The 15,445-nt window shown below is 70.5% G+C and carries 13 protein-coding genes; 6 read left to right on the top strand and 7 right to left on the bottom strand.

The features are described 5' to 3' along the window. Positions 1-1,674 carry a DUF262 domain-containing protein gene (locus PYS65_RS13595; protein WP_279334226.1) on the top strand — a complete coding sequence of 558 codons (1,674 nt, stop codon included), beginning with the start codon at positions 1-3 and terminating at the stop codon, positions 1,672-1,674. A 469-nt stretch (positions 1,675-2,143) separates the two neighbouring features. Then, positions 2,144-4,183 (top strand): thioredoxin domain-containing protein, encoded by a 2,040-nt coding sequence (locus tag PYS65_RS13590; RefSeq protein WP_279334225.1) that lies wholly within the window; start codon positions 2,144-2,146, stop codon positions 4,181-4,183. Between the two features lie 204 nt (positions 4,184-4,387). Here the strand turns inward: PYS65_RS13590 and PYS65_RS13585 are convergent, their stop codons facing one another. The 3 genes from PYS65_RS13585 to trhA are packed head-to-tail and all read right to left on the bottom strand — an operon-like array spanning position 4,388 to position 6,269. Further along, positions 4,388-4,717: a hypothetical protein gene (locus PYS65_RS13585; protein ID WP_279334224.1), complete on the bottom strand. Its 330-nt coding sequence runs from the start codon at positions 4,715-4,717 to the stop codon at positions 4,388-4,390. Between the two features lie 48 nt (positions 4,718-4,765). Next, positions 4,766-5,497: a Mut7-C RNAse domain-containing protein gene (locus tag PYS65_RS13580; RefSeq protein WP_279334223.1), complete on the bottom strand. Its 732-nt coding sequence runs from the start codon at positions 5,495-5,497 to the stop codon at positions 4,766-4,768. Positions 5,498-5,555: 58 nt separating this feature from the next. Next, positions 5,556-6,269 (bottom strand): PAQR family membrane homeostasis protein TrhA, encoded by a 714-nt coding sequence (gene trhA, locus PYS65_RS13575; protein WP_279334222.1) that lies wholly within the window; start codon positions 6,267-6,269, stop codon positions 5,556-5,558. 380 nt (positions 6,270-6,649) lie between these two features. On the opposite strand from trhA, the gene PYS65_RS13570 reads away from it, so the two are divergent. After that, a complete protein-coding gene (locus PYS65_RS13570) occupies positions 6,650-8,470 on the top strand; it encodes a phosphoenolpyruvate carboxykinase (GTP) (protein WP_279334221.1) in 1,821 nt (606 codons plus the stop codon). Between the two features lie 209 nt (positions 8,471-8,679). On the opposite strand, the gene PYS65_RS13565 is transcribed toward PYS65_RS13570, so the two are convergent. The 4 genes from PYS65_RS13565 to PYS65_RS13550 form a co-directional block, all read right to left on the bottom strand. Further along, positions 8,680-10,170, bottom strand: a complete 1,491-nt coding sequence (locus tag PYS65_RS13565) for an AAA family ATPase (RefSeq protein WP_279334220.1) — start codon at positions 10,168-10,170, stop codon at positions 8,680-8,682. Between the two features lie 149 nt (positions 10,171-10,319). Further along, a complete protein-coding gene (locus tag PYS65_RS13560; protein ID WP_279334219.1) occupies positions 10,320-10,898 on the bottom strand; it encodes a maltokinase N-terminal cap-like domain-containing protein in 579 nt (192 codons plus the stop codon). Between the two features lie 100 nt (positions 10,899-10,998). Further along, positions 10,999-11,475 (bottom strand): SRPBCC family protein, encoded by a 477-nt coding sequence (locus PYS65_RS13555; RefSeq protein WP_279334218.1) that lies wholly within the window; start codon positions 11,473-11,475, stop codon positions 10,999-11,001. Between the two features lie 340 nt (positions 11,476-11,815). Next, positions 11,816-12,598, bottom strand: a complete 783-nt coding sequence (locus tag PYS65_RS13550) for an NUDIX hydrolase (protein WP_279334217.1) — start codon at positions 12,596-12,598, stop codon at positions 11,816-11,818. 197 nt (positions 12,599-12,795) lie between these two features. Here PYS65_RS13550 and PYS65_RS13545 point away from each other — a divergent pair, with 197 nt between their 5' ends. From PYS65_RS13545 to PYS65_RS13535, 3 genes are all read left to right on the top strand, one after another. Next, positions 12,796-13,278, top strand: a complete 483-nt coding sequence (locus tag PYS65_RS13545) for a hypothetical protein (protein ID WP_279334216.1) — start codon at positions 12,796-12,798, stop codon at positions 13,276-13,278. A gap of 62 nt (positions 13,279-13,340) precedes the next feature. Then, on the top strand, positions 13,341-14,723 hold the full coding sequence (locus tag PYS65_RS13540) for an SMI1/KNR4 family protein (protein ID WP_279334215.1): 1,383 nt from the start codon (positions 13,341-13,343) through the stop codon (positions 14,721-14,723). Further along, positions 14,720-15,424 carry a hypothetical protein gene (locus PYS65_RS13535; RefSeq protein WP_279334214.1) on the top strand — a complete coding sequence of 235 codons (705 nt, stop codon included), beginning with the start codon at positions 14,720-14,722 and terminating at the stop codon, positions 15,422-15,424. Before PYS65_RS13540 ends, PYS65_RS13535 begins: the two co-directional genes overlap by 4 nt. The last annotated feature ends 21 nt before the right edge of the window (positions 15,425-15,445 follow it).

Raw genomic sequence — 15,445 nt, 5'->3', positions numbered from 1 at the left:
ATGGGAGATGTCGAGGTGGTTAAGGATATCTCGGTGGTGCCGGAGGTCCATTTCCTGGAGCAGGTGCTGGAGCGGATTTCACAGGGCGAGCTGCGGGTGCCGAAGTTCCAGCGCCCTTTCCTGTGGCGCCCCGAGCAGATGCTTCAGCTCTTCGACAGCATGGAGCGCGGCTATCCGATGGGAAGCCTGCTCATCTGGGAGACCACCATGCCGCTCGAAAGCCTCGACACCATTGGTGGGCGCAGAATTCCGCCGGCACCAGGGGGGGCGAAGGTCGCCTATGTGCTGGACGGTCATCAGCGGCTCTCGACGCTCTTCGGCGTGCTCCACCGCTCAGCTGACGCTCCGCGGTCCACGCGGCAGGAGGACTGGATGTGGTGGGTCTACCGGCCGCTCGTCCGGTCGGAACACGACGGCTTGCGTTACCGCCACTGGAAGAGTGGCGAGGAGGTGCCCAGCCACTTCCTGCCTATGCGGTCCGTGCTGGGGACTCTGGACTTCCTCGAATACGCACGGAAGCTGTCCGATGTCTCCGCCTCTCGTGAGGAGGCCGACCGCCTCACCACGGAGAGCGAGCGCATCGCGAAGCGGGTGAAAAACTACAAGGTCTCCGTGGTGCGTATGGAGGGCGGCACTCTCCAGCAGGCCATCGAGGTCTTTTCCAGGATCAACAGTAGTGGCCAGAAGATGCGTCCCGACCAGATGGTTTCCGCTCTGACCTACGGGACCATCGGCTCGGAGACGCTCAGCGACAAGATGGAGGAGATCAAGGGACGGGTCGCCGCTTCTGGCTTCGGCGAGATCCCGATCATGACGATCTTTCAGACCGTCCTTGCGCTGTCCGGCGAGGAGGACGTGCAGCGGGACACATCCTGGGAGACGATGGCCCGCAAGGTACAGGGCCAGCTCATGACCGCAGTGACGGACACAGACCTGACCCTCCAGCAGGTAGTCGAGTTCCTGCAGAACGAGGTCCGAGTCCCGCTGGCCCGCTTGGTTCCCTACAACATCCAGATCATGCTGCTCGCCGTCTTCTTCCACTTCTCCGGCAAGGTCGAAGCGGAGCAGCGGGTCAAGCTCCGGAACTGGTTCTGGACAACGTCGCTGGCGGGCACCTTCGCCGGGTCCACCACCACCCAGGTCCGGAACTTCATCATGGAGATGAAGGCTTTCGCCCGGGGCAAGGGCGGGCTCAGCTACTCCGGTGAGCGGGCCCGTTCCTTCCCCGAGCGCTTCGACCTGCGCAGCGCGCGCGTGCGCGCCTACCTCCTCTGGGATCTGCAGACGTTCCCGGAGCGGAAGAACCTCGACGGCGGCACCGCCAACGTACTGGAGCAGTTTGCGACGGCACACAGCGAGACCTATCGACACATCATCACTCAGAGTGGGGTCCCAGGGGCGTCCAGCCCCGCCAACCGGATCGTCATGACGACACCGCCAGGCGTGTCGATTCGGCAGGCGCTTATCAGACTCGCAGAGGAGGGGAGGACCGACATCCTGGACTCACACGGAGTCAGTCTCGCGTCCATCGAGCACCTCAAGGCCGACGAGTTTACCGACTTCATTCTTGCGCGCCAGCACGAGCTGGCCGCGCGGGAGCGGCAGTTCATCGAGAGCCTGGGCATCAAGTCGGCGGACACGGAGGTCGGGGAGGCCGATATCGACACAGAGTAAGGGTCAGCGAGTCCAGGCTTGTACAGCCTCGAAGGCACAACGGGGATTTCCCTACCCTGACTCGACGCCCAGCGGCACGACGCGATCCTGTGTGTTCACGTCACTCTGCCGCGGTGTCGGAGCCCCGGAGGTCGCGGCAGGAAGCGAGGATCACTCGGACATCACTCACTTCCTCCTCGGTTTCCAGGGCTGTTTGCTGGATTCGGCGAGGGGCTCGTCATGTGCTTCCTGGACCGTCGCTGCCGGGCTGCTGCGGTCGTTCGGCGAGACCAACGCTTGGGTCTGGTGCCGGAGATACGTGATGTCGTCGTGCACCATGTCTCCGGCATTATGGTGCGCATCCATGTCGCCCTCTTCTGGGCTGGACATACCCTCATGCCGAGCAACGGCGGGTGGGCACACCTCGGTCAAGAGGACGGGGCGTGCGGGTTCCACAGGCTAGGCAGGGGTGGTGTGAGAGTCTGGGCGCATGAATCGGCTGGCTGGTGTGACCTCGCCTTATTTGCTTCAGCATGCTGAGAATCCCGTCGACTGGTGGCCCTGGACGCCAGAGGCGTTCGAGGAGGCGCGGCGGCGGGATGTGCCGATCCTGCTCAGTGTCGGCTACGCCTCGTGCCACTGGTGCCATGTCATGGCGCACGAGTCCTTCGAGGACCGGGCCACCGCCGACTATCTGAACGAGCACTTCGTGAGCGTCAAGGTGGACCGCGAGGAACGCCCCGACGTGGACGCCGTCTACATGGAGGCCGTGCAGGCGGCGACCGGGCAGGGCGGCTGGCCGATGACCGTGTTCCTCACCCCGGACGCCGAACCGTTCTACTTCGGCACCTACTTCCCGCCCGAGCCCCGGCACGGCATGCCGTCCTTCCGGCAACTGCTCCAGGGTGTGCACCAGGCATGGGAGGAGCGCCGGGACGAGGTCACCGAGGTCGCCGGGAAGATCGTGCGGGACCTGGCCGGGCGGGAGATCTCCTACGGCGACGCACAACTCCCTGGTGAGGAGCAGCAGGCGCAGGCGCTGCTCGGGCTCACCCGGGAGTACGACGCGCAGCGCGGCGGGTTCGGCGGGGCGCCGAAGTTCCCGCCGTCCATGGTGATCGAGTTCCTGCTCAGGCACCACGCCCGCACCGGCGCCGAAGGCGCCCTGCAGATGGCGCGGGACACCGCCGAGCGCATGGCCCGCGGCGGCATCTACGACCAGCTCGGCGGCGGTTTCGCCCGGTACTCCGTGGACCGGGACTGGACGGTCCCGCACTTCGAGAAGATGCTCTACGACAACGCCCTGCTCTGCCGCGTCTACGCCCATCTGTGGCGGTCCACCGGCTCCGAGCTCGCGCGCCGGGTCGCGCTGGAGACCGCGGACTTCATGGTTCGCGAACTGGGCACGCCCGAGGGCGGCTTCGCCTCCGCGCTGGACGCCGACAGCGACGACGGGAGCGGCAAGCACGTCGAGGGCGCCTACTACGTCTGGACGCCGGAGCAGTTGCGCGAGGTGCTCGGCGCTCAGGACGCCGGACTCGCCGCGCGGTACTTCGGGGTGACGGAGGAGGGCACCTTCGAGGAGGGTGCCTCGGTGCTGCAACTGCCGCAGCAGGACGAGGTGTTCGACGCCGACCGGATCGGCGGGGCCGGCGGGGTCAGGGAGCGGCTGCTCGCGGCGCGGGGCGCCCGTCCGGCCCCCGGCCGGGACGACAAGGTCGTGGCCGCCTGGAACGGGCTGGCGATCGCCGCGCTCGCCGAGACCGGCGCCTACTTCGACCGGCCGGACCTGACCGAGGCCGCGGTCGCCGCCGCCGACCTGCTGGTCCGGGTGCACCTCGACGACCACGCCCGGATCGCCCGGACCAGCAAGGACGGCCGGGTCGGCGCCAACGCGGGTGTCCTGGAGGACTACGCCGATGTCGCCGAGGGCTTCCTCGCGCTGGCCTCGGTGACCGGGGAGGGGGTGTGGCTGGAGTTCGCCGGTCTGCTCCTCGACCATGTGCTGGCCCGCTTCACCGACCCGGAGACGGGCGCCCTGTACGACACGGCCTCCGACGCCGAGCGGCTCATCCGGCGCCCGCAGGACCCGACGGACAACGCCGTGCCGTCCGGCTGGACGGCCGCCGCCGGGGCGCTGCTGGGGTACGCGGCGCAGACCGGATCCGCGCCGCACCGCACCGCCGCGGAGCGGGCGCTGGGCGTGGTGAAGTCGCTCGGTCCGCGGGTGCCGCGGTTCGTCGGCTGGGGTCTCGCGGTCGCCGAGGCGGCGCTGGACGGTCCGCGGGAGGTCGCGGTGGTCGGCCCGGCGCTCGACGACCCGGCCACGGCGGCCCTGCACCGCAGGGCGCTTCTGGGGGTCGCCCCGGGCGCGGTGGTCGCCGTCGGCGCGCCGGAGGGCGACGAGTTCCCGCTGCTGGCCGACCGGCCCCTGGTGGGGGGTGAACCGGCCGCGTACGTCTGCCGTAACTTCACCTGCGAGGCGCCGACCACCGACCCCGACCGGCTGAGCACGGCCCTGGGCGGCTGAGGCGGCGGACGTGTCGGGGCGGCGTGTGCTCGGCTCGCCGGTCGACGGCGAGTGGGACCACGCCGGCGCCCGGCGGATCACCGTCGACCGGTCCGTCGTCGAGGCCGCCGCCCCGTCTCCCGGGCTGAGGCCGGTGCCACGGCTCGGCCGGTCCGGCGCCTGGTGCCGCCGAGGACGTGGGCCGGGCGCCGTGGCGGACGGGGATCAGGCGCCGCTGAGGATGAGCGCGCCCATGGTGAGCATGGCGGCCCACTGCACGGCGACGGCCCCGGACCTGGCGGGTAGCCACCGGGTCCGGGGCCACGCCGTGGCCAGTACCCCGGCCACGAGGGCGGTCACGAAGAAACCCGGGGTGAGCCCGTCCGGCACGCCGGAGCACTGCTCGCCGTAGGCCAGGCAGCGGCTGCCCCGCTCGGTGGACAGGACGACGATCCAGGCGAGGACCACGGTGGGCAGCAGCAGGACGAGTCCGGCGACGGACCATACGGTCAGCGTGCGGGTGGCGGAGTGCGGCGGCGGTGCGTTCGTGCTCATGCCGTCATCCCACCGCGCCGGCCGGCGCCCGGACATCGGCCGGGGTACTCAGCGGCCCTGAGTGCTCCGGCTCAGCGCGCGCTCCACGATCGCCTCCAGCTGGTCGTGGTGGGCGCCCCGCCAGTAGGCGCGGCCGCAGTCGGCGCACCGGGCGAACACCTTGTACGAGCGGTGCGTGCCGCTCTTCAGCTGGTCGGCGACCTCGTCCTTGGTGGCGGGGCCCAGCAGGCCGTTGCAGGCGGTGCAGCGGGTCCAGGGGCGCAGTTCGGGCTGGAAGCGGTCCAGTACGTAGGGGAGTTGCTCCTCGGGCCCGGTGCTGTAGACGAACGCGCCGGCCCACAGTTCCCGGCGGCGCAGCAGGCCGCGGTCGCGGCTGAGCATCACCCGCTGTTCGGCCGCCGAGCGGGCGGCCAGCGCCGGGTCGCCGATGTCCGTCGACTCGTACGCCGTGTCCACGCCCAGCAGCCGCAGCCGGCGGGCCAGCGTGCCGAGGTGCACGTCGAGCAGGAAGCGCAGCGGGGCGCCGGGCACCCGCTGGGGGAGCGCGACGGAGCGGACGGTCACCGACTCGCCGGCGGCCGGGGTGTGCGAGACGGGCACCTCGCGGCCGTCCACGAGCAGCGTGCCGACCTCGGTCAGCGGGACGCCGAGCGACTCGACGACGTGACCGAGGGTGGAGACGCCGTCGATGACGGCCTGCGTGGCGCCGGTGGACCGTGCCCGGGGCACGAAGACGAGCAGTTCGGGGGCGAACTCGACGTGGATCTCGGGACCGTTCACCTGCTCAGGATGTCATGAGCGCGGTGCGCGGCCCCGGGGTTTTCCGGGTGTTCCCGGTTCAGCCGTGCTGGTAGGCCACCAGGGAGATGCCCACGTAGTGGGCGATGAAGGCGGCCAGGGTGAAGGAGTGGAAGACCTCGTGGAAGCCGAACCAGCGCGGTGACGGGTTGGGCTTCTGGATGCCGTAGATCACCCCGCCCGCGCTGTAGAGCACCCCGCCCACGATCACCAGGACCAGGACGGCGATGCCGCCGGTGCGCATGAAGTCGGGCAGGTAGAAGACGGCGGCCCAGCCCATCGCGATGTAGCACGGGGTGTAGAGCCAGCGCGGGGCGCCCACCCAGAACACCCGGAAGGCGATCCCGGCGAGGGCGGCCGCCCAGATGCCCCACAGCAGCCACTGGCCCTTGGCCTCCGGCAGGAGCAGCAGGGTGAGCGGGGTGTAGGTGCCGGCGATGATCAGGAAGATGTTGGCGTGGTCGAGGCGGCGCAGCACCCCGTCCATGCGCGGACTCCAGTCGCCCCGGTGGTACAGGGCGCTCACGCCGAACAGCAGGCAGGCCGTCAGCGCGAAGACCGCGCAGGCGATGCGGCCCCGGGTCGAGTCGGCGAGGGCGACGAGCACCAGCCCGGCGACCAGGACGGCGGGGAACATGCCCAGGTGCAGCCACCCGCGCAGTTTGGGTTTGACCGGGTGCGGGAGGGAGGTCTCTACCGGACCGCGGCCTTCGGCCTGCGGGTCCGCGGGTGCGTCGGAGGCGAACGCTGTCATGACCGCATCGTACCTACGGAACCGTAAGTTGCGGAGCGGTGCGCCTGCTTGGCCGTGACGTGGTGGTCATCCTCTCACGCCGCACGGGAGTGACCGGCCGCGCAAAGGGCCCGCAAAGAACCCGCAAAGGGGCGGCCTGCCGCACGTCATGCGTACGCAACGTGAACGTAAAGGAACCCGGCGTACGTGCGCGGGCCCCCGGAAAGCGTGGTCAGCGTCACTTTGCTCACCTGTGCATCCCTCTGGACAGATGGGCACTCGCATCAGAGGATCAAATGAGTGCGGTCGGCACCGGATGAGCGCCGAACACCCACCGTGAAGCATCCGGGCCGCAGCCCCCACGGGGCCTCTCCACCAGAAACCCTCACTTAGGAGCAATCGTGGCGCGCGACATCGCGGCTCCCACCGTCCCCACCGACCACCAGGGACTGATCTCCTGGGTCAACGAGATCGCCGAGCTGACCCAGCCGGACCGTGTGGTCTGGTGCGACGGTTCCGAGGCCGAGTACGAGCGGCTGAGCGAGGAGCTCGTCGCCAAGGGCACGTTCCGCAAGCTCGACCCGATCAAGCGCCCCAACTCCTACTACGCCGCCTCCGACCCCAGCGACGTCGCCCGCGTCGAGGACCGCACCTTCATCTGCTCCGAGAAGGAGGAGGACGCCGGCCCCACCAACCACTGGAAGGCCCCCGCCGAGATGCGGGAGATCTTCACCGGTGAGAAGGGCGTCTTCCGCGGCTCCATGAAGGGCCGCACGATGTACGTCGTGCCCTTCTGCATGGGCCCCCTCGGCTCGCCGCTGTCCGCGATCGGCGTCGAGATCACCGACTCCGCGTACGTCGCCGTCTCCATGCGCACCATGACCCGCATGGGGCAGCCCGTCCTGGACGAGCTGGGCTCCGACGGCTTCTTCGTCAAGGCCGTGCACTCGGTCGGCGCCCCCCTGGAGCCCGGCCAGCAGGACGTCCCCTGGCCCTGCAACCAGACCAAGTACATCTCGCACTTCCCCGAGGACCGCGAGATCTGGTCCTACGGCTCCGGCTACGGCGGCAACGCCCTGCTCGGCAAGAAGTGCTACGCCCTGCGCATCGCCTCCGTCATGGCCCGCGACGAGGGCTGGCTCGCCGAGCACATGCTCATCCTCAAGCTCACCCCGCCGCAGGGCGAGTCGAAGTACGTCGCCGCCGCCTTCCCCTCCGCCTGCGGCAAGACCAACCTCGCCATGCTGGAGCCCACGATCTCCGGCTGGACCGTCGAGACGATCGGCGACGACATCGCCTGGATGCGGTTCGGCGAGGACGGCCGCCTCTACGCCATCAACCCCGAGGCCGGCTTCTTCGGCGTCGCGCCCGGCACCGGCGAGCACACCAACGCCAACGCGATGAAGACCCTGTGGGGCAACTCCGTCTTCACCAACGTCGCCCTCACCGACGACGGCGACGTGTGGTGGGAGGGCATGACCGAGGAGACCCCGGCCCACCTCACCGACTGGAAGGGCAACGACTGGACCCCCGAGTCCGGCACGCCCGCCGCCCACCCCAACGCCCGCTTCACCACGCCCGCCGCGCAGTGCCCGATCATCGCGCCCGAGTGGGAGGACCCCAGGGGCGTACCGATCTCCGCGATCCTCTTCGGCGGCCGCCGCGCCACCGCCGTACCGCTGGTCACCGAGTCCTTCGACTGGAACCACGGCGTCTTCCTCGGCGCCAACGTGGCCTCCGAGAAGACCGCCGCCGCCGAGGGCAAGGTCGGCGAGCTGCGCCGCGACCCGTTCGCCATGCTGCCGTTCTGCGGCTACAACATGGGCGACTACATGGGCCACTGGGTCGACGTCGCCAAGGACAAGGACCAGTCCAAGCTGCCGAAGATCTACTACGTCAACTGGTTCCGCAAGAACGACGAGGGCACGTTCGTCTGGCCCGGCTTCGGCGAGAACAGCCGCGTCCTGAAGTGGATCGTGGAGCGCCTGGCGGGCAAGGCGGACGGCGTCGAGACCCCGATCGGCGTCCTGCCGACCAAGGAGGCCCTCGACACGGACGGCCTCGAACTGGCCGACGCCGACCTGGAGTTCCTGCTCAGCGTCGACAAGGAGGTGTGGCGCGAGGAGGCCGCGCTCGTCCCCGAGCACTTCAACACCTTCGGCGACCACACGCCCACCGAGCTGTGGGACCAGTACCACGCCCTGGTGCAGCGCCTGGGCTGAGCGCCCGGCACACAGACTCCGCGGCCGGTTGGGATGGGATGCCCTGACCAGCGATCGTCACGACCGGCCGCGGGACACACCGGCGAGGCCCCGTACAACGGCGTGCGGAGCCCTGGGCCTGTCGTCACCCTCCCGCCCGCCCCGGCGGGACAGGGCGACGACAGGCCTTCGCCCATGCCATCACCCGGCCGGCCGGCACCACCCGCCGGCTACGACCCCCGGTACAGCCGCTCCAGGTCCACGAGCAGCACCTCGCCCCGGTCGGCGGCCGCCCGCAGTTCGGGGGCGAAGCCCGCGCCGCTGTAGCAGGCGGGTCTGGCGTGGCGGGTGTCCACGCCCTGTGCGGCGAGCAACTCCAGGATGCGGCGCAGGCGCTGGAGGTGCCCGAGGTGCATGACCTTGTGCCATTTCGCCTCGCCCACGGACAGCAGGATGCCCTGGTCCTGGCCGATCGCACCGTGCACCACGACATCGGCCTCGAGGCTGGTGCGGCTCACCGGGTCGGCGACGGTTCCTGAGGCGACCTGGATCGGCATGCCTCCGAACGTCTCGGGGTCCGCGTGCCACTCAACCCACTCGCGGCACAGCCGCTCGAAGTGCGGTCCCACGACCTTGCTGAGAAACGTGGACCGGCTGTGCTCCCAGACCTTGGCGGCCCCTCGCCGGCGGCTGAGGAGAGCCGTCTCGGGCCGTACCACCGCATGGTGGAAACTGATCAGCGGCTCCGCGACGTGGTACGTGGTGCGGTTGCCGCGGAAGGCGTCGGGCTCGGCGGTCAGCAGACCGCAGTTCCGCAGGACGGTCAGGGGCAGCGAGATGTCCGTGGCCTTGCGACCCACCGCGCTCGCGATGCCGCCACTGGTGCGGTTGCCGCCCGCGACCGCGGCCAGGACCGAGTGGTACAGCGACCGGTTGCGCAGGTCCGGCTCGGCGGCGAGCAGATACGGCGCCTCACCGTGGATCGGGCGCGCCGGGTTGAGCACGGTCCGGCAGACCCAGGCGTCGAAGTCGTCGGGACCGTCCGGTACGTCGTCGTCGACGAACTCCCTCCGGTACGCGGGGGTCCCGCCGACGATCGCGTGGACGAGGACCGCCAGCCGGAAGTCGTCGATGCCCCAGAACTCGGCGGCCTCCCGGAAACCGAGCGAATGCACCACGAGGTCGAGACCGGCCCGGCCGTAGAGCGGGGAGGCCCCGGAGAGCAGCCCGCCCATGAACGACATCGCACTGCCGCACAGCAGGATCCGGGGCCGCTCCGTGCGGTGGCGCTCGGAACGTACGCCGAGGGCGGCCTGCAGCTGGGACGGGAGGGCGGGGGCGTTCCGCACCAGGTACGGGAACTCGTCGATCACCACCGGCAGTGGCCGCTCCTCCGCCAGCCCGAAGAGCATCTCCAGCGCCTCGCCCCAGTTCGCCGGCCGAGGGGGGACGGCGGTCCCGGTGAAGCGCGCGACCGCTTCGCCCAGCAGGTGCAGGGACTCGGTGGCCGACGCCTCGACCGCGGCGTAGTAGAAGCCCCCGGTGGCGTCGGCCAGCGCCTGCAGCAGGAAGCTCTTGCCCTGACGCCGACGGCCCGACACCACACCGAGCCGGGGCCCCGCGCCCTCACCGGTCGCGAAGGCGGTCAGCTCGCTCCACTCCCACTCCCGGTCGAACATGTCCGGCGGTCTCGGCAGACTGCGTGCTGGGGGCCGGGCCATCGGGCACCTCCCTGATCTCGGAGGCGCACCCCTCTTAGAGGCGTACCTCTTAGAAGTACACCTCTAACAACGAGACGAACCGGCCCCGGTCACTCCCGAAGGCGCACGAAGGCGGCCGCCCGCACGCTCACGCTTGTGCGTGTGGCCCCTTACCGCGGCTCCACAGCGGCGAGCACACCCCGCGCAGCCGTTCCGTTCGGCCAGGTCCATCCGGCGACGAGGTGTCCGGACGGCCTCTGCACGGCCTCCGCCGGCTGCAGGACGCGGTTGACGTGAACGTCGAACGCGTCGTCGAGGCCGGCGCCGTGCACGGTGACGGTCGGGTCAGGGGCGTCGCTCTCGCTCTGGTGCTGCGGCATCGCCTCGCCGCGCAGGAGTGCACGCAGCTGCGCCGTCACCACCGGGTCGTGGACGCCGTCGTAGACCCAACGGGTGCCGAGCACCCCGTGCTCCGCGGTGCCGATCAGCGCCTCGCCCGGGACGCCCTCCAGCGCCGCACCGCGGTAGCTCATCGGTACCAGATACGCCACCGGCTCCCGCGCGGTGGTGTCCACCACGACCATGAACTCGATCCCGACCGCGCCCTCCGGATCGTCCAGACGGAATCCGCCGGCCTTGACCAGTTCCGGCGTTCCCGCGTCGCCCACGTACCAACTCTGCTTCGGTAGCCACTCGGTGAGCAGTTCCCGCTTGGTGGGCGTCATGGTGGTGCGGTGGATTAAGGCCATGCGAGCTTCCTCAGGCGTAGGTCCGGAGCCCGTCCTCCGACGGGTTGTGATCGAACCTATAGGAAAGGGCACGCTCCCCGAGCGGCAGCAACCTGGAACCTCATCCGCTCCGGGTGCTCTGCAGAGCACCACCGGCACTGCCGTGATGCTCGCGTACCGCGATCCGGGCCAGCTTCGTCAGCATCATGCCGTTGCGGATCGAGACGAGGTAGTCCACGGGGAGCCCGTGCATCCGGGTGCCGGGGCCCCGCAGGGGATGCCAGTCGAGAAGGAAAAGGGTGCTCTCGCCCCAGGGGATCAGGTGCATGGCGATGCGGGCCGCTCCGAAGGGATCCGCCTTCGCCTCCAGCTCCAGGCGGCGTCGCGGCTCGCAGATGCGTACGACGCAGACGTCCTCGAGGGTCAGAGGGCCGAGCCCGACCCGGACCTCCAGGCGGGCGCCCACTTCCGGCCAGTGCGGGTCCGCGGCGGTGGCCTGCTGCGTCCCCGAGACCCATTCCCCGTAGCGCCGGCCGTCGGACAGCAGGTCCCAGACCCTGGACGGCGAGCTCAGGATCAACCGGCGATTCCGGGCCACACCGACCACGCTCCTTCTTTTCGTCGAACCGGCACCCATGACCACGCTGCCAGGCGTGGAACGCCTCCTCGACGCTAACCGCGCCGCACACCTCCAGCACCCGCGACAGCGGCCGGGCCCGGCACCCGCACGGCAGCGAGCGCGACCGGTTCACCAGCGCGGACCACAGCCCTGTCCGGCGCTGCCCCGCCGGTCGGAACCGAGCGACGCGCTCGCCCAACCAGGTGACGGCAGCGGCCATCGGACGGCTGGTGCCGATCGGCTCCATCCTCGGCCGAGCCCGGGAGGCGTGACCACCGAAGTGCACCTCGCCGGCCACGGCCGGAGGCCGACCTCGGGTTCATTCACCACCTGGCCGAGATTGCGGTCTCCCGCGATCTGTGGCGGGCCCGCCCGTCCGACCGGTGGGCCGGAACCGGCCATGGCGGCGGAGGACCGGCTCCAGGTAGGCCACCCGCGGACCATCGAGGCCGGTCAGGTCGGCGTGGGAGCGGACGAGGGCGAGGCGGTCCAGTTCCGGGACGCGGCCGAGGGCGTGTTCGGCGGAGGTGAGGGCGGCGAAGCGCTCGTGCAGCCAGGGTGCCGGTCGGGGCGGGGCCTGGAACAGGACGCCGACGCTGCCGTTGGCGCCCCGGGTGACCTGCCAGGGGGTGAGGTCGTCGGCAGGAATATCGACACCGGTCTCCTCGGCCAGCTCTCGGGCCGCATGCCGACTGAGGGCGGCCAGGTCGAGGGGCTCGCCGTCCGGTGGAGGCTCGACCGAGCCGCCCGGCAGCTGCCAGCGGCCGGGCGCGGTCGTCCAGGACGCCATCCGCCCCACCAGTAGGCGCCCGTCGTCCGCCGGCTGCGCGACGGCCACGAACAGGGCCGGCAACCGTACGGACGCGCCGGGCACCCTGCGCAGGACGTAGAACCGGTACGTCGCCCGCACCCAGGTCAGGACGAGGCCGTCACGTGCGTCGTGCTCCAGGCCCGTACACCCGGCCACCGGCCCGTCGAACAGGGTCGGGTTGACCCGGACCGCCGCGTCCCAGGCGTCGTCCATGGCGCGACGGTCCTCCGACGACAGCTGAGGCGTCAGGGCTTCGACCAGTCGCAACCGGTCAGCGACGAAGAGGTCCATGTCGGGACCGTACCGGGCTCGTCCGGTACGTCGTGGAAGGGCAACCGCCGGGCGCGAGCCGTCCTGAACGCCGCAGAGGAACCCATCGGCCTCCCGGCAGGCGAGTCCCCATCTGCAGCCCCGTCCAACAGCCGCGCCGCCCAATGTCAGTAGCCGACCCTAGGATCGCGCCAGATCCATGACAGGGAGGGGCGACTGTGGGCGCCAGTTGGTGGGAGTACGTCACTGCGTACGAAGGCAGCGTCGAGAAGTCGCTGGAGACTCTGCACCGGCAGGTCTTCGACAAGTTGTACGGCCACGACGACATGTACGGCTGTCTGGACGGCCTCTGGGCCGACGAGGAGTTCATGGGTGAGGAAGGGACGCACTCCATCCTCGACATCCAGCGTGTCGTCCACTCGACCACAGCGCCGACGCCGCTCCGTGTCGAGGACTACGGGACACTGCGTCCCCTGACGCACGAACGCCTCCTGCACCACTTCGGCACCGTCCGGCCGACACCGGTCCGGTTCTCGGAACTCCTCGACCACGCCCGCACGGCCGACCGGCTTCCGCCCGACCCTGAGGAGACGCTGCTGGACGAGTGTCGTATGCGGTGGACGGGTGTGTACGTCCTCCTCTACGCCGGTGACCAGGCCGAGCCGGCCCACCTTGGCATCTTCGGATACTCGGGCGACTGAGCCGTCCCGCGAGCACTCCATGGCTTCCTCTTCCTCACCAACCGACCGACCGGAGAACACCGTTGTCCTCGATACATGACCTCGCGACCTGGGAGCCGCTGCTGCGGCTGGTGCGGGATGCCCACGCGGAGGAGCTTGCCGCGCCGGGTGGTTGCTTCACGGGCCAGGTCGGTCTGGGCGGCTGGACCCTGCCCGCGCCACAGCCGCACCCGGCGCCGGGGCGGGCCTTGCAGGTGGCGGACATGCAGGACCAGTTCACCGCCGTGGACCGGGTACAGGACGCCCTCAGGGCCGACGGCCTGAACAATGTGTCGTACGTGGTCGAGACGGCGCCGGACGGGGCGACGCTGCTCCATGTCGTCGACTCCGGACCTGCCGTGGAGTACGGCGTCGTCAGCCCCTTCGTGGGAGCCCTGCTCCTGGTCGAAGGCGCCGTTCCCGAGCCCTGGCGGCGCCTGCCCGAGGAGGTCCCCGGTGCGGTGCCGGCGTCGTCGGCGGACCCGGCACTGCTGGAGCAGACCCTCCGCGAGCGGCTGCCCGACGCCGTCGGTGCCGCGGAGGAGGAGATCGCCGAAGCCGAGGCGCGCCTCGGTGTCACGCTGCCCGACGAACTCAAGGCGCTCTACCGGGTGACCCGGGCGCGGTGGCAGGACTGGGGCGACGACTACGAGGCGGCGGAGCGGGTCAGCGATGCGGTCGGCTGTGAGCTCTTCTCCTTGGACGGGCTCTACATCGGGGATGCCCAGTCCCGTCCCTGCCCTTGGCAGTTCGCCGCCGACGACGCCGTCGTCACGGCCCCGGACACCGCCGTGCAGGGCCTGGTCGGGTCGCCGGGGTGGATCGTGTTCGGTGACAACGGCGGCGGTGACCGGCTGGCCCTCGACCTGACACCGGGGCCGGGCGGACACATCGGGCAGGTCATCGTGATCGACCACGAGCGGAGCATCGGCGCCGGACTGCGCGCCGACTCGCTCACCGACATGGTGGTCAACCGGCCCAGCGGCTGGCACCAGGACCGTGATGGAGACAACCCTCCGGTGGTGGCCCGGGTGAACATCCGCTACCTGGAGAGTGTGAAGACCGCCGCCCATCCTGCACTGGAGGTACTCAGCATCGGCGCATGGCAGGGCGAGCCGATCGGCCTCGCCCCGGTCGTCGGGCTTCCCCGTCTGCGGACCCTCACCGCCTACCCGGGCACGCTCGCCGATCCCCTGGAGATCACCGGGCTGACGGGGCTGGAATACCTGAGCCTTGGCCCCGAGGAGTGGCGCGTCCTCCTCGACGCCGGTGCCGTCCCCCGGAGTCTGTCGGCGGCCGGTATCGAGGTCCAGGGCAAGCGGCACCCGCTGCCGATCCTGGACCTCGCCAACGAACTCCTCGCCCTGTGGGACCGCCCCCTCATCAGCCGGACGGTCCTCGAAGCCCGCCTGGACACCGACCGGTGAGCGAGGACGGGCTGGGGGAGGAGTGGGCGCCGGCGCCCGGGTACGAGATCGAGATCGGTACCGAGCCGCTGGAACGTCCGGCTCGCAACTCGGTGGGCGGGTGGCCCTACTTCGACGACGGCCAGGAGTGGCCGCGGTGCTTCTGCGGCGAGCGGATGGCACTGTTCTTCCAGTTGGACCTGCCGGACGACATCGAGTTCTTCGGCGGAGAACACCTGTCGGTCTTCCACTGCGCCCACCACCACGACGCGGCCGACCCGGTGACGGCCGACGACCGCCTCGTGCCCCGGTTCTGGGAGGCTCCGCAGCCGCCGTTCCCGGGCTCGTTCTGGCGGGTGCTGCTGCAGCGTGACCCGGGGGTGCCGGAAGCGGAGCCCGAACCGGCCGTGCGTGCCCTGCCCCTGTCCCTGCGGCCCTTCGTGGACACCCCGGAGGGGCCGTTCGGAGCGCATTTCAAAGTGGGTGGTACGGCGTCCTGGGCGCAGTACCCCGAGTACTACCGGTGTGCGTGCGGCGTGGAGATGGCGTTCGTCTGCCAGATACCGGAGGGCTGGGAGTTCGGCGTCCGCCCCGGAGTCCCGGTGCAGCCCTACAGCGTCCGGGACGACGCCTACGCCCTGTTCCTCGGCAACGAGGTCTATCTGCTGGCCTGCCCGGCGCGATGCGATCCCGCGGCCGTCTTTCCGGTGAACCAGCACTGACCCTCAGCCGCCCGCCGACAC

Source organism: Streptomyces cathayae, assembly GCF_029760955.1.
Taxonomy (GTDB): Bacteria; Actinomycetota; Actinomycetes; order Streptomycetales; family Streptomycetaceae; genus Streptomyces; species Streptomyces cathayae.
This window is presented reverse-complemented; position numbering and strand designations above follow the sequence as displayed.

Bases quoted from the DNA above. Each gene is read 5' to 3' on its own strand.
- PYS65_RS13565 (WP_279334220.1), bottom strand. From the start codon at position 10,170: ATGGCCCGGCCCCCAGCACGCAGTCTGCCGAGACCGCCGGACATGTTC.
- PYS65_RS13560 (WP_279334219.1), bottom strand. From the start codon at position 10,898: ATGGCCTTAATCCACCGCACCACCATGACGCCCACCAAGCGGGAACTG.
- PYS65_RS13550 (WP_279334217.1), bottom strand. From the start codon at position 12,598: ATGGACCTCTTCGTCGCTGACCGGTTGCGACTGGTCGAAGCCCTGACG.
- PYS65_RS13590 (WP_279334225.1), top strand. From the start codon at position 2,144: ATGAATCGGCTGGCTGGTGTGACCTCGCCTTATTTGCTTCAGCATGCT.
- PYS65_RS13595 (WP_279334226.1), top strand. From the start codon at position 1: ATGGGAGATGTCGAGGTGGTTAAGGATATCTCGGTGGTGCCGGAGGTC.
- trhA (WP_279334222.1), bottom strand. From the start codon at position 6,269: ATGACAGCGTTCGCCTCCGACGCACCCGCGGACCCGCAGGCCGAAGGC.
- PYS65_RS13585 (WP_279334224.1), bottom strand. From the start codon at position 4,717: ATGAGCACGAACGCACCGCCGCCGCACTCCGCCACCCGCACGCTGACC.